The organism is Marivita sp. (assembly GCF_051251565.1).
In the GTDB taxonomy this organism is placed as follows: Bacteria; Pseudomonadota; Alphaproteobacteria; order Rhodobacterales; family Rhodobacteraceae; genus Marivita.
The window spans coordinates 79,886-97,495 of record NZ_JBPOFB010000001.1 but is presented as its reverse complement, the minus strand read 5'-3'; the positions used below and the strand labels follow the sequence as shown (position 1 = coordinate 97,495).

The window sequence follows — 17,610 nt, the reverse complement described above, 5'->3', positions numbered from 1 at the left end:
GGGAAAGAGGGCTCAAGAGCCCACCTTACCTGTTACTGAATTCGCATCCCGTTGGCCAAGACATGACCCTGTTCGTTGATCGTCAGGGATGATTTGAGGCTGTCGGGGCCGTCGCCGGGAACGGCGAACATGCTCATCATCATGCGCGCGCCCATGGCGTCTTCGCTGCTTATCAGGCCCATCTCGATCAGCTTGTCGATAAGCGCATTTGCCCCATCGAGCGTCAGGCTCACTGTGCCGTTTGGACGCGGGAAGCCGCCAAAGGTTTGCAGGTCCGTGTTGTCAAAGGTGAACGATCCGGTGCCACCCAACTTTGCGCCAGCGGCCTCGATTGTCAGATCCTTGAGCGTAAGGGTATTCAGTTCCCCCGGGGTTTGCCCGGTTGCATCCAAGCGGGCCATTTCAGACGGGTCGAACAGGTTGATAAATGGCGTGACTTGCCCGGTCAGGTCCAGCGCGATGGTTGCCGGATCGCGCGGCAGGGCGGCACCGGGATCGAACATGTTCCACAGAATATCCGACATCTCGAACCCGCCAAAGGTGAGGCCAAGTGCCATGTCCTGCGGCATGTCGGCTTTGGCGATGGGGGCCACAAGGGTAAAGGCGGTTTCGGCCATGGACACATCCACGGGCACAGGCATGTCAGGGCCAGACAGTGTGATCGCCTGTTCGGTCGCACCGATAGAGTAGCGCAGGGCCGCGCCGTCCATCGCAAACTCGACCGTCACCGCGCCGGTTTTCGTGGTGCCGGACAAGGTGCCTGACGGCTCGGTTGCGGCGAATTGCATCTGGCCGTTTTCATAGCCCATTGCACCGCTTGCGGAAAAACCGCCCGCCGCAAGGCTGCCGGGATCATTGGGGTTGAACCCTTCGGGGAGGTTGGCGGCGCTTGCGATGAACACCGCTGACATGGTCCCCGACACCAGCGCTGTGTCCTCGCTTTCGGGTTCGTTGAACACCATTTCATAGTTGACCGCGCCCGCCTGCACGGTTTGCGTGATCTCGGTGCCGCTTGTGGTCACGCTGGTCGCGGTGCCCGAAACATCGTCCAGCACCACGTCCAGCCGCGCTTCTTGACGGGGGATCAACACGCCATTGACCGACAACTCCGCCAGCGTGACCGCCAATTGGTCGGCGCTGTAGGTGTAGGTCATGTTGTCGGGTGTCCCGGCCACAACCAGCTCCAGCCCCGTATTGGTGTAATCAAGCACCATCGTCACATCGTCTTCACCGTCGGGCGCGGCCTGCATCGTGATCGGAATGGAGGCGGGAAAGGTCATGGTTACAGAGCCATCGCCGTTTTCAACCAGCGACACGGCGTCCATCGTCAGATCGACGGTGGTGTTGTCTTCGGGCACGGCAAAGCGCAGTTCGATATCCGTCACGTCCAACCCGCTGGCAGACGGCGTTTCGGTGGCGCGGATCGCGTAGCCAAACCCTTGGGCGGCGTTTTCGATGCCGTCCCAGACCTGCTGCGCGGTCAGGTCAGCCAAGGCTGGTCCCGCGCCAAGCGCCAAGGCCAGCACAGAGCAGGTCGAGTAACGGGTCATGCGGCGCATTGGTCTATCCTTGATGTCAAACTCCCGGCCCCAGCTTCGGACTCCTGCACGGCGGGGTCAAGTGGCTGGACCCCGTCCGCTGTCCGAAGTAGCACTGCTGTGAACACACAGGGGAGGCCATAGCATGACCGATCTAACCGGACGTACCGTCTTGATCACAGGAGCCAGCCGCGGCATCGGCGCAGAGGCTGCGCGGGTTTTTGCCAAAGCCGGGGCAAATGTCGCGCTTGTGGCGCGCACCGCGGACAGCATCGCTGATCTTGCCGGCGAGCTTGGCCCGCAAGCGGTCGCCATCCCTTGCGATATCAGCCGTTATTGGGAAGTGGCCAAGGCGGTGGAAAACTGCGTCACGGCCTTTGGCGGATTGGACATCCTGATCAACAATGCCGGTGTGATCGAACCGATTTCGCGGATGACCGAGGCCGATCCCGAAAGCTGGGGTCAGGTGATCGACATCAATCTCAAGGGGGTGTTTCACGGCATGCGCGCCGCACTTCCGATTATGGAAGAGGCCGGTGGCGGTACGATCCTGACCATCAGTTCCGGGGCCGCGCATGGCCCGGTTGAGGCGTGGTCGCATTACTGCGCGTCCAAGGCCGGGGCGGCGATGCTGACCAAATGTCTGCACAAGGAAATGGGCGACAGAGGCATTCGCGCGATTGGTTTGTCCCCCGGTACCGTGGCCACCCAAATGCAACGCGAGATCAAGGCGAGCGGCATCAATCCGATCAGCCAGTTGGACTGGTCCGATCACATTCCTGCCGACTGGCCTGCCAAGGCGCTGTTGTGGATGTGCAGCTCTGATGCGGACGCGTATCTGGGCGAGGAAATCTCGCTTAGGGACGAGGGCATCCGCAAGACAGTGGGTTTGGTATGATCGCGGTTCACACCGATGGCCCGTTGTGCGTGCTGACCATCAACCGTCCTGAAAAGGCCAATTCCCTGACCGGCGACATGCTTGAGGCGCTGTGCGTCGGTGTGGAAGAGGCGCGCAGCGCGCGGGCGGTGATCCTGACAGGGCTGGGCAACGTGTTTTCCGCAGGCGCGGATCTGGATGCGGCCAAGGCCGGTCTGGCGACCAGCCCGCTGTGGGAGCGTCTTTCAGGAGCGATTGCGCGTCATCCCGGTCTGACCATTGCCGCGCTCAATGGGACGGTTGCCGGAGGCGCGATGGGAATGGTTCTGGCGTGCGATCTGCGCATTGCGGTGCCCGGCACCAAGGTGTTTTACCCGGTGATGAAGCTGGGTTTTCTGCCGCAACCCTCTGATCCGGCGCGTTTGTCGGCGCTGGTAGGGCCATCACGGGCCAAGATGATCCTGATGGCGGGACAAAAGATTACCACCGAGCATGCGCTTAGTTGGGGGCTGATCGACGAGATCACCGCCCCCGACGCGCTGCTGGAGCGCGCCACTGATCTGACGCGGGATGTCTGCGCCGCCACCGCAGAGCATGCACGCGCCATCAAGGGCCTTGTCAGTCAGGTTTTGCCCTAATCGCCTTGACCCAGCATCGCAGCTTCTTAGGTTGGCGGAATTGCAGAATAAAAGGAACGTCCCATGGCCCAGCACTTGCACATCGTCTTTGGCGGGGAACTGGTGTCGCCGTCGGGCACTGTGTTCAAGGACCCGGACAGCATCCATATCGTGGGGATCTTTGCGGATCGCACAGAGGCCTATGACGCCTGGAAAACCGAAGCGCAACGAACTGTGGACAACGCCCATATGCGCTATTTCGTCGGGGATTTGCAGCAGTTGATGGACGCCAGCAACGCGGCCCCAGACGCGCAGGACTGACCATTTGGCGCGTCGCCCGTTCAGCCTCACGGCCTATCTGGCGCTGGCGCGCGGACAAGACCGCCTTGTCACAGAGGCGGTTAATTGGCCCGCACGCCCCACCGGCCCGGTGCTTTGGCTGCACAGCGACACCCGTACCCGGTTGGAAACGCTGCTGACGCTGATCCAGCGATTGCGTCTGCAACGCGACGATTTCTCGTTGCTACTGACCTGCGATTCCACCAATGACGGTGGGTTTGCGCTGAACGGTCATCCGGTGAGCGCGCCGCCTGCTGAAACCCTGAGCGATGTTCACCGGTTTCTGGATCATTGGCGGCCTGATGTTCTTGTCTGGGCCGGGAACGGGCTGCGGCCCGCGCTGATCCACGAAGCGGCCGAGGCGCGCACGCACCTGCTTTTGGTCGATGCCGCCGATGTTGCGTGGCGACAGCCATCCAAACGGTTCTTGCCAGATGCCACCGCAGGCGCGCTGAGCCTGTTTCACAATATTCTGGCGCAGGACAAGATGGCCGCCCTTCGATTGCGCAGGTTGGGGGTGACGGATGACCGGATCGAGGTCACATCACCGCTGGAGCCCGAGATTTTCCCGCTGTCGAGCCATGACGGCTTGCATGAAGAGCTGACCGCAGTTTTGGCTGGACGCCCTGTCTGGCTTGGCGCGCATATTCAACGCGACGAGACGGATGCGATCCTGCGCGCGCATCGGAGGGCGGCCCGGCTGGCGCATCGGTTGTTGCTGGTGATCGTTCCTGCGGATGCCGAGGACGAGGCCTTTATGGTCGAGCAGTGTCACGAAGTGGGGTTGCGACTGGCGCGGTGGGACAACGGCGAGATGCCGGACGAGAACACGCAGGTGTTACTGGCCGCCGATGATGCCGAATTGGGTCTGTGGTACAGGCTTGCACCGCTTTGTTTTCTAGGCGGATCTTTGGCGGGCAATACCGGCGGGCAATCGCCGATGATGGCAGCAGCACTTGGATCGGCGATTCTCTATGGTCCCAATGTGGGGCGGCATCTGGACGCCTATTCGCGGCTTGTTGCCGCCGGGGCTGCGCGGATCATCAAAGATATGGACTCGCTCAGCGCTGCGGTGTCGCACCTGATTGCGCCGGATCGGGCGGCGGCGATGGCGCATGCCGGGTGGAACGTGGTGTCTGCCGGGGCGGAAACTGCCGACCTTGTGCTGGTGCAGATCAACGAATGGCTGGATGCGATGGAGGGCACGCGATGAGACCGCCGGCGTTTTGGGATGCACCACCTGACGCACCGGGGCTGCGGGCGCGGTTGCTGGCACCGCTTGGGGCCGTTTATGCCGGGCTCACCGCACGGCGTTTGCGGCGGGGGGCGCCGGTTCGGGTTGGAGTGCCAGTGATCTGCGTTGGCAATGTCAATGCGGGCGGCACCGGCAAGACGCCTACGGTGATCGCGCTGATGCAGTTGCTTTCCGACATGGGCAAGACCGCGCATGTGGTGTCGCGCGGCTATGGCGGCACGATCGAGGGGCCAGTTGCGGTTGATCCGCGCCGCCATCAGGCCGCTGACGTGGGGGACGAACCGCTGCTTCTGGCGGCGTTTGGCCCTGTTTGGGTATCACGGGATCGCGCCGCCGGGGCCCATGCGGCGGCAGAGGCCGGGGCGGATGTGATTATTCTTGACGATGGGTTGCAGAACCCGAGCCTTATCAAAGACCTGTCGCTGATCGTGGTTGATGCCACGCGGGGCTTTGGCAATGGGCGCTGCATCCCTGCCGGACCGCTGCGCGAGCCGGTGGCGGCGGCGATGGCGCGCGGCGATATGGTGCTGTCAATTGGACCCGAGTCGGCGCAGGCGGAATTCGCGGTGCATTGGGGCGCACAAATCACGCGTCCGCATCTAACCGGGCATCTGGCACCATTGCAGACAGGCATGGATTGGGACGGCCTGCGCTGTCTGGCATTTGCCGGGATCGGCCATCCCGAGAAGTTCTTTCTGACTTTGCGTGACTTGGGGGCGGAGGTGGTCGAGACACGGGCGCTTGACGATCATCAGCCATTGACCCCTGCCCTGCTGACCCGGCTTGAGAAAGACGCACAGGCGGCGCACGCGCAATTGGTCACAACCGAAAAAGACGCGGTGCGTTTGCCGCAAAGTCACCGAATGAAGGTGCTGACACTGCCTGTACGCCTTGAACTGACGAACAGCGCGCCTTTGCGGGCCGCATTGGCCGCCCTGTTCGCCTGACGCTATTCGGCGGCAAGCGGCATATCGTCGGCCTGACCTGCGGCGGCGATTTCGGCAATGACACTGCGCAAAAGCTTGCGGAAATTGTGAAAATTGGCGTTTGGCCGCACGGTGCGTTCATCCATGTAGATCGCGCGATCAATCTCGATCTGGACAGCGTGCTGATTGCGCGACGGACGCCCGTAGGCCTGCGTGATATAGGCGCCTGCAAAGGGTGTATTGCGCGCCACGATCAGACCCGCATCGGTAAAGGCCGCTTCGATCCGATCCACCACTGTCTGGCTTGCAGAGGCCCCAAAGCGGTCGCCCAGAACGATCTGGGGACGCCGGGCAGAGGATTTGGCTACGCCGTCCAGCGCCTCGTGGGGCATCGAATGGCAATCGACCAGAATCGCTTCGCCGAAGCGCGCATGGGCTTGCTGGATCAACTGGCGCAACTGGGTGTGATAGGGATGCCAGAATTCAGCGATCCGTCGTTCAGCCTCGGCCAAGGGCAGTTTGCCGCGGTAGATTGGACGCCCATTCGCCACCACCCGCGGCACAACGCCGAGCCCAGAGGCGACACGCGGATTGTGGGTCTGACGCCGCACGCCTTCAATCAGCGCCGGATCAAGTTCTTCTGAGGAGCGGTTGAGGTCAATATATGCACGCGGTGCGCCCGCCTTTAGAAACGGCGCGCCAAATTGCGGGGCGCAATCAAAAAGGCGGTCTACAAACGCGTCTTCCGAGGACCGGATCGTGACCTCGTCCAAAGCCGTGTAACGCAGGAAATTCCAGCTATAATCGCGCCCGGAATGGGGCGATGCAAAGACCACCCGCGAGGTGTGGGCTTCTGGCTGAACAAGGTGGTACGCGACTTTTGGCATATGCTCTCCGTATCGCTCAACATAGACTGATTTTTTCTTTGACCAAAAGCCCTTGATCCCTGTTCCGACTCCTTTTATAGACCGCTCCACTGGCGCGGCTTTACGCGCCCCTTTCTTTTGGGGCCTGTGAATCGCAAAGGGATTAAGGGCGATTAGCTCAGTGGTAGAGCACTTCGTTGACATCGAAGGGGTCACAAGTTCGAACCTTGTATCGCCCACCATTGAATTCGCCGTCTTGGTCTTCGGACCAGGGCATACGCAACCATACAGGCGCTCGCGCGCCGCGATAAAAGGAGAGACCAGATGAAGGTCAAGAACTCGCTTCGTTCGCTGAAGAACCGCCATCGCGACTGCCGCGTTGTGCGCCGTAAGGGCCGCGTCTACGTCATCAACAAGACGCAGCCTCGGTTTAAAGCCCGTCAGGGCTAAGCGGACCGCAGATTTTGCGAGAAAGCCATCCTTCGGGGTGGCTTTTTTCGTTTTGGGCCACTTTGGCCATGACCGCGTGGGCGGCTGGCCTCACATCATGATCTTTTCATAAACGTGCCGCTGTCGCGCCCTGTTTCAGATCTAGAAACAATTTGCTTCGTATTTTGTTTTTGTTTTTGGGTAAGCGGTGGACGGCAATGCCACAGCACACAGTCACAGCGTTTCATTGGACCGGCACGGGATACAATGCCGTTTACAACACGTCGTATACCGCCGTGCTAGACGATGATGACGGCACTTACCTCGGTGGCGGCGATTCTGACGAAACGATCTCGATCAACGGTGGCGCATTCAACTCGTCGATCAGTACGCCCTATGTCATCAATGTGAGCTTCACCGACACGCTTGGTGGATCGCATGTGGAACCGTTTTATTTTTTCAACACCGCAGGCCCACCAAGCGGGTGGTACTTTATCCCCGCACCCGGATCTGCCTTTACCGTCGGGGCGCGGCTTGGGAATTACCAAAGCCACACATCGGCGGGCTGGACCTATTCGACTGTCACCTGCTTTGCCGATGGCACACTGATCGACACATTGCGCGGGCCTATGGCGGTTGAAACGCTGCGGCCCGGAATGCGCATCATCCTTGCCGAAGGTGGCGAGGCGACGCTGCGGGCGGTGTTGCACCGTGATGTTCCGGGCGTTTTGCTGGCAGGTGATCCGTCATTGCAGCCCATCAAGATCAGCGCCGGCGCTTTGGGGCTTGGCTTGCCCAAGCGCGATTTGTGGGTATCGCGGCACCACCGGATGCTGGTGTCGTCGCCCGTGTGTGACCGCATGTTCGGCGCGCGCGAAGTTCTGGTGCCCGCGCATCAGCTCTGTGCCCTGCCCAGCATCTATGTGGATGCCGCCCGCGCTGCCGTCACCTATTACCATATGGTGTTTGACGCGCATTGCGTTGTTCTGGCCAACGGTGCACCCAGCGAGAGCTTTTTTCCGGGGCCAGAGGCGCTCAAATCCCTGTCGCCCGAGGCGCGCGCAGAGTTTGAGGCACTGTTTCCGGATTATGTGGCCGCGCCAGAGATGGCGCGGTTTCAACCACCCCCACGCCTGCAACGCAAGCTGATCGAACGTCATGCGCGAAACGCCAAGTCCCTGCTAAGCTAACCTCTTTGTACGGCCCGAGAGGGGCTTGGCGGCATCCGGCCTGCGGCCTTATCAAAGCAGGTTGGCGCTTTTGCCGGAAACGACATAGAGTCTCAGGCAGATGTGACACGGAAGGAACGCTGCGATGCCCCCCTCTGACGACGAAAAAGTCTCTGGCCGTCTTCATGGTGAGCAGTTCGAACCAGAAAAGACCGATTCCCTGATCGAACGGCTGCTGTACATGATCCTGATCGCCGTCATGATCTCGGTCGCGCAGACGATTCTGGGTGTGATGACGGTCCTGCAATTCATCATCATGCTGGTGAACAAGAAACAGCCCAATGCCCGGCTGGCCGAATTCGGCACCGATCTTGGGATCTGGATCGCCAAGGCCGCGCGGTATCAAACGGCGGCGAGCAACGTCAAACCGTGGCCTTGGACCGATCTTGACTGACCGAGGCGTGACTGGTCACTCATAGCTGCGTGCGTCCTCGATCACCAATCCATCCCGCGGGAGCGCCCCCGGCGGCACCAGTTCGACCCGGCCCTTGAGCTTGAGCGTTTCGACAATGCTCGATTCAAACCGCGCAGCATCATCGGCGGCGGTTTCAATACGCACGGTCATCACGTCCATTTCACCGTCACGGCTGGCCACAACGCGGGCGCGGTCAATGTCGGCATGTTTGGCGACAAGCGCCGCAACCTGTTCGGGGCGCACGAACATCCCCTTGATCTTGGTTGTCTGATCCGCACGGCCCATCCAGCCTTTAATGCGACCATTGGTGCGCCCGCACGGGCTTTGGCCCGGCATCATCGCGCTCAGGTCACCGGTGGCAAAGCGCACCAGCGGGTAGTCGGGGTTGAGCGATGTGACCAACACCTCGCCCACTTCGCCCTCGGGCACCGGATCGCCTGTGCCGGGGGTGACAATTTCCACGATCACGCCTTCATCGAGGATCATGCCCTCCATCGCAGGGGTTTCGTAGGCGATGTGGCCGACATCTGCCGTGGCGTAGCATTGCAGGCAGGAAATCCCGCGATCCTTGTACCAATCGCGCAAGGATGGGAAAAGCGCGCCGCCCGAGACCGCCGCTTTGGTGATACCAAGCGTGACACCCATTTCGTCGGCTTTCTCAAGGATCACCTTGAGGTAATCCGGCGTTCCCGCATAGGCGGTGACACCCACATCATGCGCCGCCTGCACTTGTAATTCGGTCTGGCCAGTGCCTGCGGGCAGCACAACCGCCCCCACAGCCCGCGCGCCGCTTTCAAAGATCATCCCAGCCGGTGTGAGGTGATAGCCAAAGCAGTTCTGCACGATATCTGTGCTGCCCACCCCTGCCGCATGCAGAAAGCGCCCCATGCGCCACCAATCATGGGTCACGCCACCGGGTTCATAGATCGGGCCCGGCGATTGGAAGATATGTGCAAGGTTCGACACCGGCAGCCCGCCAAAGGGCGGTTTGTCCTTTTGCCAAGCCACCAGTTGAGATTTCCGCAGGACCGGCAGTTTGATGATGTCATCAAGCGACGCCACCGCACCGTCGGACACCAGACACGACCCTTCGGCGGTCATCGCACGGGCCACCTGCGCAAGAAACGCCGTCTCTTGCGCAGCGCGGCGCGCGTCTGCGCTTCGGGTTTCCAGATCATCGTAATGAAGGGTCATGGCGGATGTGCCTTGTCTTGACAGGTCGGGTTGAAACGAAACGTATGGAAGGGTCACGCGAGCCAGCGTTTCCGGCGGCGGTAGCTGCGCACATTGCGGAACGATTTGCGCCCCTCATCCGAGACGCCAAGGTAGAATTCCTTTACATCCGGGTTTTCACGCAGTTCTGCGGCGGGGCCGTCCATGACGACGCGCCCGTTTTCAAGGATATAGCCTTCATGCGCATAGCGTAGGGCAACATTGGTGTTCTGTTCGGCCAAAAGGAAGGACACACCTTCGTTTTCGTTGACGGATTTTACGATCTCGAAAATCTGTTCGACCAATTGCGGGGCCAGACCCATCGAAGGTTCGTCCAGAAGGATCGTCTGCGGACGTGACATCAGGGCCCGACCGATCGCGGTCATCTGCTGTTCGCCGCCCGAGGTGTAGCCCGCCTGCGATTTGCGACGTTCCTTGAGGCGCGGGAAATAGGAATAGACCAGCTCAAGATCGTTCAGGATCGCGGCTTTGCCATCCTTGCGGGTATAGGCGCCGGTGAGCAGGTTTTCCTCAACGGTGAGGTGGCCGAAGCAATGCCGCCCCTCCATCACCTGAATGACCCCGCGCTTGACCAGCGCCGCCGGGTCCAGATCCTGCACCCGTTCGCCCTGGTAGAGGATCGACCCTTTGGTGACCTCTCCGCGCTCGGAATGGAGCAGGTTGGAGATGGCTTTGAGAGTGGTTGTCTTGCCCGCGCCATTGCCACCAAGAAGGGCTGTGATGCCACCCTTCTTTACGGTCAGGCTCACACCTTTCAAAACGAGGATCACATGATTGTAGATCACCTCGATATTGTTGACCTCAAGCAGGGTCTCGTCTGTGCGTCCGGCGTCCAGCATGGCGGGCCTTTGTGTTTGAAAATGTCCTAAAAGGTCCCCGGCGACCTGTGCCGCCGGGGATCGCGGGCCTTAGTTGGTCGCCGAGCACTCTTCGTTCATCGCCCAAGGCGCGTTCGACGTGGCATATTCTGCCGACGCTTCTGCGATCAGGTTGGCGTAGCCGTCCACGTTCGGCATCAAGAGGTCTGACGCTTTGACAAACTTAGCGCCGTCCCATTCGAGCATCCAACCGCCAGAGTGACCGGTGTGGTTGGCGCAGGACGTGGCGAAGGGTGGCACCATGCCTTCCATGCCCAGCTCTACGATCCGCTCTTCGGTGAGGTTGATGTTCTCAAGCCCCCAACGCAGTTGTGTCGGCGTGATCTGGCTCGCCCCAAAGTTTTCCTGAGCGTTCTTGATCGCTTCGGCAAGGATCGCCGACATGACAAGACCACGGCCGTAGAACACGCCCTGCATCTCTTCTTCGTTGGTCTGGCTCAGACCCGCGTCGATGACACGTTCCTTGATGTCCTTCATCAAAGGCGCGTCCATATTCGGGAAGGACCATGAGATCGACTTGTAGCCTTTGCCTTCTTCACCGACGAGCTTGAGATCCGCATCGTGACCAGCCCACCAAACGCCGAGAAAGTTCTCCATCGGGAACTTGGTCTTCACGGCTTCGGTGATCGCGCCTGCGTTCATCGCACCCCAGCCCCACATCACAACATAATCGGGACGTTCGCGGCGGATTTGCAGCCACTGCGCGGACTGGTTCTGCATTTCCTTGAGGCCGACCGGAATCGGAAGAAGCTCAAACCCTTTGTTGGCGGCATGCATTTCCAGAACAGGCAGAGGTTCCTTGCCGAACGGGTGGTCCAGATGCAGGAAGGCGATTTTTTTGCCGTCCAGCGATCCTTGGTTTTCAAGGTACTGGATGATCATGTCCGCGCCGTCCCAATAGCCTGCGGGCATGTTGAACGCCCACTGGAACACCTTGCCATCAGCCATCGGCGAAAAGCCATAACCGGGGGCGAGGATCGGGATCTCGTCGACATTGGTCTTGGGCAGAACCTGAAGCGTGATGCCGGTGGACCAAGGCTGGGTCACGATGGCCTGACCTTTGGTCTTTTCGTAGCATTCCACACCTTTTTCTGTGGAATAGCCGGTTTCACATTCTTCGAAGTCCACCATCACGCCGCCAATGCCGCCATCGCGTTCATTGAGAAGCGTCATGTAGTCAGCCTGACCGTTCATCAGCGGAATACCTGTCGCCGCAAAGGGGCCGGTCCGGTAGGCGAGGTTCGGGGTGTAGAGACTTTCGGCAATGGCCGCAGTGCCCATCACCGTGCCGAGCGCCGCAGCTGCGGCAATTTTGGTAAACTGTTTCATGGTTGTCCTCCCATTGGGTTCAATTTTTTTGGTCTTTTTCTTGGGCCAGCCCATCAATGCGGGAATGGCCAGATAATCAGTTTTTCCCGAATGAGCCGCCACAGCTGGTTGAGCCCGTGCGGTTCGATGATCAGGAAGAAGACGATAAGTGCGCCGACAATCATCACGTTGATGTGTTCGATCAGCGCGGATTCGATGCGGAAGCCCTGCAATTGAGCATAACCATAGATCAGCGTCACCGCGCCAAAGGCCAGTGCAACGCCCACGCCCCAAAGATTGCGCGCGACCGCGAACAAAAACACCGCCGCTGCGATGACCGCCGTCAGCAGAGCGGCTGATCCGGTGGACATCTGAAACACCTGTGTGCCCGCCACTACGTTCAGCACCACGGGCAAGCCGACGATCAGGATCGCACCAAGGTAATTGCCCATGATCGACCCAAGCCCGCCGATGATGGCGATAAAGAGCACTTGGAACGACAGCGGAATGTCAAAGACATTGGGTTCGGCAGCGCCCTTCCACAAAAAGACGTAAAGTGCGCCTGCGACGCCCACGACATAGCTTGAGACTGCAAAAGCCGTCAGTTTGGATTTCATCAGATTGATGCCGATCAGTTCAGCAGCAATGTCCATATCGCGAGTCGCTTTCCACGTCCGACCCAGATTGCCCCGCGTGAGGTTGATGCAGAGCAGCGTCAAAAGTGAGACGACAAACAGAACGATATAGTATTCCGTGACCGATGCCGCTTGCGGGCCGGAGACGAACATCCCGAACATCTCAAGGTTGGGCACCTGAATGGCCCCCGAGGCATTGTAATTGTAAAGCCACGACCATTTTTCGAACAACCAGACCAGAAAGAACTGCGCCGCCAGCGTGGCGATGGCCAGATAAAACCCCTTGATCCGCAAGCTTGGAATGCCGAAGGCCACGCCAATGGCCGCACTAAAGAACCCCGAGAGCAAAATCGCTACGATCAGGTTCATCTCGGGCATGATCGTGACCATCTTGTAGCACGCGTAGGCCCCAACCCCCATGAACGCGCCGGTGCCAAGGCTGAGCTGTCCGGCAAAGCCGGTCAGGATGTTCAGCCCCATCGCCGCAAGCGCATAGATCAGGATCGGGATCAGAAGTGTCTGGAAGGTGAATTCCGACGCTGTGAGCGGGAACACCACCCACGCAAGGATCACGATCACCCAAAGCAGGAACGCGTCCTGTTTGACCGGGAACAGAGCCTGATCGGCATTGTAGCTCGTTTTGAACTGTCCAGCCGTGCGGTACAGCATCAGACCGCCTCCTCTTCCTGAATAATCGCGCGATTGCGCGGCTTGGCATAGCCGGTCGCTTCAGAGTACCGGATCAGCCAGAAATACGCCCAAAGCCCAAGCGCACCGCCCATCGCGGCGAGCAAGATTGCCACAACCGTCTGCGACCCCGCCTCGGTCCCGCTGGACACCGCAAGATAGCCAAAGGCCCAGAACCCGGACCAGGCGATGACGTTCAGAAGTGCGATCAGCTTTGCCATGATGTCGTGTCTTTCAATATGTATCGTCGGGTGGGCAATGTGGCCCACCAAGTCCAAGTGCAGCGCGCCCCGCGCTGCCCTAGACCCGCTCGATGATCCGTTCTCCAAACAGCCCTTGTGGCCGAAACAGCAGCACGATGAGCGCCAGCACAAAGGCAAACCATGTTTCCGTGTTGCCACCCAGCAAAGGCTGGCCCCAGTAAATCTCGAACAGCTTTTCCAGAATGCCAATCATCAAGCCGCCAACAATGGCTCCAGTGATCGATTCAAGCCCGCCGAGCATGAGCACCGGCAGCGCTTTGTAGGCGATGACTTCAAGCGCGAAACTGACGCCCGCGCGGGCGCCCCAGGCGATGCCGGTGACCAGTGCGATAATGCCCGCGATGAACCAGACCAGCACCCAGATTGTCTGCAACGAGATGCCCACCGACAGCGCGGCTTGGTGATCGTCGCCCAGCGCCCGGATCGCCCGGCCCATCTGCGTGTAGTTGAGGAAGGCCAGCAGCGCCAAGACCAGAAGGGTCGCTACGATCACGACCGTGATGTCGAGATGTTGCAGGATCAAAAGACCACCGAATGGCTCAAGCACCGTGTCACCAGTCGGGATGCCCAGTTCCTCGGTGATCATCACCTTGTTTTCGCCGCCAAATATGGTCTCGCCAAAGCCAATGAGGAACAGGGTGATCCCGATGGTTGCCATGAACAGAATGATGTCAGGCTGCCCCACCAAGGGCCGCAACACCACCCGTTCGATTGTCACCGCCAGCACAAACATCACGCCCAGCGTCAGCAAAACGCTGATCCAGGCCGGGATGCCCATTGCGTGCAGTCCCACAAGCGTCAGCGCGGCGAAGACCACCATAATGCCTTGGGCAAAGTTGAAGATGCGGCTGGACCGAAAAATGAGCACGAAGCCCAGCGCGATCAGCGCATAAAGGATGCCGGATACGAGGCCTTCCCAAAGCACCTGCATCAGGAAATCCGGTGCTTCGACCATGTCCACGAATGGATTGATGAAAATATCTGCTAGCATGGTTCACCTGAATCCCTTGCTGAGTTGCGTGGCTGGCCCAGATCACTCATGCGGCACCCCAAGATAGGCGTCGATCACGGTCTGGTCGTTGCGCACCTCGCTTGGTGTGCCATCGCCGATCTTTTTGCCGTAATCCATCACGACCACGCGGTCGGACAGGTCCATGACGACGCCCATGTCATGTTCGATCAGGCAGATTGTCGTGCCAAATTCGTCGTTCACATCCAGAATGAAGCGGCTCATGTCCTCTTTTTCCTCGACGTTCATGCCCGCCATGGGTTCATCCAGCAGCAGAAGCGATGGCTCTGCCGCCAGTGCGCGGGCCAGTTCAACGCGTTTCTTGAGGCCATATGGCAGACGGCCCACGGGCGTTTTGCGGATGTTCTGGATTTCAAGAAAATCGATCACCCGCTCTACCTTTTCGCGGTTCTCCATTTCCTCGGTCCGGGCCTTGCCCCACCAAAGCGCCTGACTGGCGAGCCCGGCGTTCATATGCGTCAGCCGTCCTGTCATGACGTTGTCGAGAACGGTCATGCCTTCGAACAAAGCGATGTTCTGAAAGGTCCGCGCCACGCCTTGGCGGGCCACTTCGAACGGTTTCATCGGCGGACGTTTCGATCCCTTGTACCAGACCTCGCCCTCGGACGGGGTGTAGAAGCCCGAGATCACGTTCAGCATTGACGACTTGCCCGCGCCGTTTGGCCCAATGATCGCCCGCACCTCGCCCTCGCGGATGTCAAAGCTGATGTCCTGAATGGCCACCACCCCTCCAAAGCGCAGGGTGATGTTCTTCATCTCCATCAGGGTGCCGCCAATTTGGCGACCGTCCTCGGTGACATAGCCTTCGGTATCTTTCATGCCGTGGTTCCTCCGGCGCAGGCCATCGGGGTCAACAATTTATTAGGGGTGTTCGAGAATCTTCGTACGAAGATTCTCAGCTCTCCCCATAAAATTCTGGGACCAGCGGCGTCCGACTGACCAATGCTGGCACGCGCCATTTTGCTGTCAAAACGCACGCCCATCACTCTGCCGCCAATTTCTGCGCTGTTGCCGGCACCACCTTGGCGTCGCGGATTTCCAGCGTTGCCGAGATTTTGCCCTTGCGACCGTCTTCATAGGTCACTTCTGTTTCGGTGTAGATATTGGAGGCCCCTTCATACAGCGCCGTCACCAGATCATCGAACTTCTCGCCGATAATTTTGCGGCGCACTTTGCGCGTCCGGGTCAGCTCACCATCATCGGCATCCAGTTCCTTGTGCAACACAAGGAAGCGGTGCACCTGACATCCCGACAACATCGGATCTTGCGCAATGCTGGCATTGACCTCTTCGATATGGGCTTGAATGGTGTCCAACACCTGCTGGTGACCAGCGAGTTCCTGATAGGATGCATAGGCAATGTTGTTGCGCTCGGCCCAGTTGCCGACGGCGGCAAGATCAATGTTGATGAACGCAGTGCAGCGGTCGCGGCCTGCCCCGAACACAACCGCTTCCAGAATGTTGGGATAGAACTTGAGTTTGTTCTCAACGTATTTCGGCGCGAACATCGCACCATTGGCCATCGCGCCCACATCCTTGGCACGGTCGATGATCCGCAGATGCCCGGTGGCTTCTTCGATAAAACCCGCATCCCCGGTGGCGACCCAGCCTTCGGCATCCTTGGTATCTGCGGTCGATTCTGCGTTCTTGTAGTATTCCACAAACACACCCGGCGATCGGTAATACACCTCACCATTCTCCGCGATGCGGATTTCGACCCCGGGGCTAGGCACGCCCACAGTGTCCGATCGCACTTCGCCATCAGGCTGCTGGGTGATGAACACCGACGCTTCGGTCTGGCCGTATAACTGTTTGAGGTTGATACCCAAGGCGCGATAAAAATCGAAAATCTCGGGGCCGATCGCCTCACCGGCGGTATACCCGACCCGGACATTCGAAAACCCCAGCGCATTCTTCAAAGGCCCATAGACCATGAATTCGCCCAGACGGTATTTCAGTCGGTCAAACGCGCTGACATCGTGCCCATCAAGGATCGCTGGCCCCACCTTGCGGGCGTGTTCCATAAAATAGTCAAACGTCTTTTTCTTGAACGTGCCGCTGTCTTCCATGCGGATCATGATCTGGGTGAGCTGCGTCTCGAACACCCGTGGCGGGGCAAAATAATAGGACGGTGCGATTTCGCGCAGATCGGTCATCATCGTTTCCGGGCTTTCGGGACAGTTCACGCAAAAGCCCGACCAATACGCCTGTCCGATGGAAAAGATGAAATCGCCCACCCACGCCATCGGCAGATAGGCCAGCACTTCGTCATCCACCTTCAGATGGTCAAATTCAGACGAGGCTTTGGCGGTTTCGATGATGTTGCGGTTCGACAGGACCACCCCCTTGGGCTTTCCGGTCGTGCCAGAGGTGTAAAGCATCACACAGGTGCTGTCATACTCCAGCTTGGCTGTGCGCGCCTCTAACTCCTTGATGAATTCGTCATGGGCGGCGCGGCCCTGGTTCTGCACATGGCTGAATTGATGCAGATGCGAATGATCGTATTTCCGCAATCCGCGCGGATCGAGATAGATCATATGCTCGAACTGATGCAGCTTGTCCTGAATCTCGATGACCTTGTCGACCTGCTCCTGGTCGCTCACAATGGCAAAGCGCGCGCCGCAATGGTCGAGCACATATTCCATTTCTTCGGCCACCGCGTCTTGGTAAAGCGGCACAGGGATCGCGCCGACGCGCTGTGCGGCCACCATTGACCAGTACAGGTACGGGCGGTTGCGCCCGATAACGGCAATAAAATCGCCCTCGTTCACACCAAGGTTCAACAATCCCAGCGCAAGCGCCTCAATCTCCTTGGCGGTCTCGGCCCAGGTCCAGCTTTGCCAGATACCATATTCCTTTTCGCGGTAGGCGGGCGAACCGCCAAACTGCGAAGCATTGCGCGCCAATAACGCAGGAACCGAGCGCAGACCCTCTGCGCCCTCGGTCAAATATGCCAAAACGTTTCCTCCCTATGCCCGGGTGAACCCGAACCGGCCGCTTTGCGCGACTCTGTCCCAAGATTGGACAGATGGCAGGTTGACCGTCAACTTTTTCCTGAAGTTTTCACAATCCTTACGAATTGTAAC

At 59.4% G+C, this 17,610-nt stretch carries 18 protein-coding genes and 1 tRNA gene; 9 read left to right on the top strand and 10 right to left on the bottom strand.

The window, feature by feature from the left end; genetic code table 11:
- Positions 1 to 32 precede the first annotated feature (32 nt).
- Positions 33 to 1,559: a DUF2125 domain-containing protein gene (locus tag ACSHXH_RS00475; RefSeq protein ID WP_435669783.1), complete on the bottom strand. Its 1,527-nt coding sequence runs from the start codon at positions 1,557 to 1,559 to the stop codon at positions 33 to 35.
- 124 nt (positions 1,560 to 1,683) lie between these two features.
- On the opposite strand from ACSHXH_RS00475, the gene ACSHXH_RS00470 reads away from it, so the two are divergent.
- The 5 genes from ACSHXH_RS00470 to lpxK all read left to right on the top strand — a co-directional run bounded on the left by ACSHXH_RS00470 (position 1,684) and on the right by lpxK (position 5,573).
- A complete protein-coding gene (locus ACSHXH_RS00470; RefSeq protein ID WP_435669782.1) occupies positions 1,684 to 2,436 on the top strand; it encodes an SDR family oxidoreductase in 753 nt (250 codons plus the stop codon).
- On the top strand, positions 2,433 to 3,053 hold the full coding sequence (locus ACSHXH_RS00465; RefSeq protein ID WP_435669781.1) for an enoyl-CoA hydratase/isomerase family protein: 621 nt from the start codon (positions 2,433 to 2,435) through the stop codon (positions 3,051 to 3,053). The genes ACSHXH_RS00470 and ACSHXH_RS00465 overlap by 4 nt, the downstream gene beginning before the upstream one ends.
- A gap of 63 nt (positions 3,054 to 3,116) precedes the next feature.
- On the top strand, positions 3,117 to 3,353 hold the full coding sequence (locus ACSHXH_RS00460) for a DUF4170 domain-containing protein (protein ID WP_435669780.1): 237 nt from the start codon (positions 3,117 to 3,119) through the stop codon (positions 3,351 to 3,353).
- Between the two features lie 4 nt (positions 3,354 to 3,357).
- Entirely contained in the window at positions 3,358 to 4,584 is a 1,227-nt protein-coding gene (locus ACSHXH_RS00455; protein WP_435669779.1) for a 3-deoxy-D-manno-octulosonic acid transferase, read from the top strand.
- Positions 4,581 to 5,573, top strand: coding sequence for a tetraacyldisaccharide 4'-kinase (gene lpxK, locus ACSHXH_RS00450; protein ID WP_435669778.1), 993 nt, complete (start codon positions 4,581 to 4,583; stop codon positions 5,571 to 5,573). Before ACSHXH_RS00455 ends, lpxK begins: the two co-directional genes overlap by 4 nt.
- Before the next feature lie 2 nt (positions 5,574 to 5,575).
- Here lpxK and ACSHXH_RS00445 read toward each other — a convergent pair whose 3' ends face one another.
- On the bottom strand, positions 5,576 to 6,439 hold the full coding sequence (locus ACSHXH_RS00445) for an N-formylglutamate amidohydrolase (RefSeq protein WP_435669777.1): 864 nt from the start codon (positions 6,437 to 6,439) through the stop codon (positions 5,576 to 5,578).
- Between the two features lie 146 nt (positions 6,440 to 6,585).
- Here ACSHXH_RS00445 and ACSHXH_RS00440 point away from each other — a divergent pair.
- The 4 genes from ACSHXH_RS00440 to ACSHXH_RS00425 all read left to right on the top strand — a co-directional run bounded on the left by ACSHXH_RS00440 (position 6,586) and on the right by ACSHXH_RS00425 (position 8,470).
- Positions 6,586 to 6,660: transfer RNA gene (locus tag ACSHXH_RS00440), tRNA-Val, on the top strand.
- An 82-nt stretch (positions 6,661 to 6,742) separates the two neighbouring features.
- Entirely contained in the window at positions 6,743 to 6,868 is a 126-nt protein-coding gene (ykgO, locus tag ACSHXH_RS00435; RefSeq protein WP_058332978.1) for a type B 50S ribosomal protein L36, read from the top strand.
- A 197-nt stretch (positions 6,869 to 7,065) separates the two neighbouring features.
- Positions 7,066 to 8,037 (top strand): Hint domain-containing protein, encoded by a 972-nt coding sequence (locus ACSHXH_RS00430; protein ID WP_435669776.1) that lies wholly within the window; start codon positions 7,066 to 7,068, stop codon positions 8,035 to 8,037.
- A gap of 124 nt (positions 8,038 to 8,161) precedes the next feature.
- The gene (locus tag ACSHXH_RS00425; protein ID WP_435669775.1) at positions 8,162 to 8,470 is read left to right on the top strand and encodes a DUF4389 domain-containing protein; all 309 of its coding nucleotides are present in this window, start codon (positions 8,162 to 8,164) and stop codon (positions 8,468 to 8,470) included.
- Positions 8,471 to 8,485: 15 nt separating this feature from the next.
- Here the strand turns inward: ACSHXH_RS00425 and ACSHXH_RS00420 are convergent, their stop codons facing one another.
- From ACSHXH_RS00420 to ACSHXH_RS00385, 8 genes are all read right to left on the bottom strand, one after another.
- Positions 8,486 to 9,685, bottom strand: a complete 1,200-nt coding sequence (locus tag ACSHXH_RS00420) for a phenylacetate--CoA ligase family protein (RefSeq protein ID WP_435669774.1) — start codon at positions 9,683 to 9,685, stop codon at positions 8,486 to 8,488.
- A 53-nt stretch (positions 9,686 to 9,738) separates the two neighbouring features.
- Positions 9,739 to 10,563 (bottom strand): ABC transporter ATP-binding protein, encoded by an 825-nt coding sequence (locus tag ACSHXH_RS00415; RefSeq protein WP_435669773.1) that lies wholly within the window; start codon positions 10,561 to 10,563, stop codon positions 9,739 to 9,741.
- 69 nt (positions 10,564 to 10,632) lie between these two features.
- On the bottom strand, positions 10,633 to 11,931 hold the full coding sequence (locus ACSHXH_RS00410; protein WP_435669772.1) for an ABC transporter substrate-binding protein: 1,299 nt from the start codon (positions 11,929 to 11,931) through the stop codon (positions 10,633 to 10,635).
- 53 nt (positions 11,932 to 11,984) lie between these two features.
- Positions 11,985 to 13,214: a branched-chain amino acid ABC transporter permease gene (locus ACSHXH_RS00405; protein ID WP_435669771.1), complete on the bottom strand. Its 1,230-nt coding sequence runs from the start codon at positions 13,212 to 13,214 to the stop codon at positions 11,985 to 11,987.
- Positions 13,214 to 13,453, bottom strand: a complete 240-nt coding sequence (locus ACSHXH_RS00400; RefSeq protein ID WP_435669770.1) for a hypothetical protein — start codon at positions 13,451 to 13,453, stop codon at positions 13,214 to 13,216. The genes ACSHXH_RS00405 and ACSHXH_RS00400 overlap by 1 nt, the downstream gene beginning before the upstream one ends.
- 79 nt (positions 13,454 to 13,532) lie before the next feature.
- Positions 13,533 to 14,486 (bottom strand): branched-chain amino acid ABC transporter permease, encoded by a 954-nt coding sequence (locus ACSHXH_RS00395; protein WP_435669769.1) that lies wholly within the window; start codon positions 14,484 to 14,486, stop codon positions 13,533 to 13,535.
- Between the two features lie 42 nt (positions 14,487 to 14,528).
- Positions 14,529 to 15,344, bottom strand: coding sequence for an ABC transporter ATP-binding protein (locus tag ACSHXH_RS00390; protein WP_435669768.1), 816 nt, complete (start codon positions 15,342 to 15,344; stop codon positions 14,529 to 14,531).
- A gap of 163 nt (positions 15,345 to 15,507) precedes the next feature.
- Positions 15,508 to 17,481 (bottom strand): AMP-binding protein, encoded by a 1,974-nt coding sequence (locus tag ACSHXH_RS00385; protein WP_435669767.1) that lies wholly within the window; start codon positions 17,479 to 17,481, stop codon positions 15,508 to 15,510.
- Positions 17,482 to 17,610: the final 129 nt, after the last annotated feature.

Coding starts and splice junctions, on each gene's coding strand:
- ACSHXH_RS00400 (WP_435669770.1), bottom strand. CDS start 13,453: ATGGCAAAGCTGATCGCACTTCTGAACGTCATCGCCTGGTCCGGGTTC.
- ACSHXH_RS00410 (WP_435669772.1), bottom strand. CDS start 11,931: ATGAAACAGTTTACCAAAATTGCCGCAGCTGCGGCGCTCGGCACGGTG.
- ACSHXH_RS00465 (WP_435669781.1), top strand. CDS start 2,433: ATGATCGCGGTTCACACCGATGGCCCGTTGTGCGTGCTGACCATCAAC.
- ACSHXH_RS00420 (WP_435669774.1), bottom strand. CDS start 9,685: ATGACCCTTCATTACGATGATCTGGAAACCCGAAGCGCAGACGCGCGC.
- ACSHXH_RS00475 (WP_435669783.1), bottom strand. CDS start 1,559: ATGCGCCGCATGACCCGTTACTCGACCTGCTCTGTGCTGGCCTTGGCG.
- ACSHXH_RS00460 (WP_435669780.1), top strand. CDS start 3,117: ATGGCCCAGCACTTGCACATCGTCTTTGGCGGGGAACTGGTGTCGCCG.
- ACSHXH_RS00425 (WP_435669775.1), top strand. CDS start 8,162: ATGCCCCCCTCTGACGACGAAAAAGTCTCTGGCCGTCTTCATGGTGAG.
- ACSHXH_RS00405 (WP_435669771.1), bottom strand. CDS start 13,214: ATGCTGTACCGCACGGCTGGACAGTTCAAAACGAGCTACAATGCCGAT.
- ACSHXH_RS00445 (WP_435669777.1), bottom strand. CDS start 6,439: ATGCCAAAAGTCGCGTACCACCTTGTTCAGCCAGAAGCCCACACCTCG.
- ACSHXH_RS00430 (WP_435669776.1), top strand. CDS start 7,066: ATGCCACAGCACACAGTCACAGCGTTTCATTGGACCGGCACGGGATAC.
- ykgO (WP_058332978.1), top strand. CDS start 6,743: ATGAAGGTCAAGAACTCGCTTCGTTCGCTGAAGAACCGCCATCGCGAC.
- ACSHXH_RS00390 (WP_435669768.1), bottom strand. CDS start 15,344: ATGAAAGATACCGAAGGCTATGTCACCGAGGACGGTCGCCAAATTGGC.
- ACSHXH_RS00470 (WP_435669782.1), top strand. CDS start 1,684: ATGACCGATCTAACCGGACGTACCGTCTTGATCACAGGAGCCAGCCGC.
- lpxK (WP_435669778.1), top strand. CDS start 4,581: ATGAGACCGCCGGCGTTTTGGGATGCACCACCTGACGCACCGGGGCTG.
- ACSHXH_RS00415 (WP_435669773.1), bottom strand. CDS start 10,563: ATGCTGGACGCCGGACGCACAGACGAGACCCTGCTTGAGGTCAACAAT.
- ACSHXH_RS00395 (WP_435669769.1), bottom strand. CDS start 14,486: ATGCTAGCAGATATTTTCATCAATCCATTCGTGGACATGGTCGAAGCA.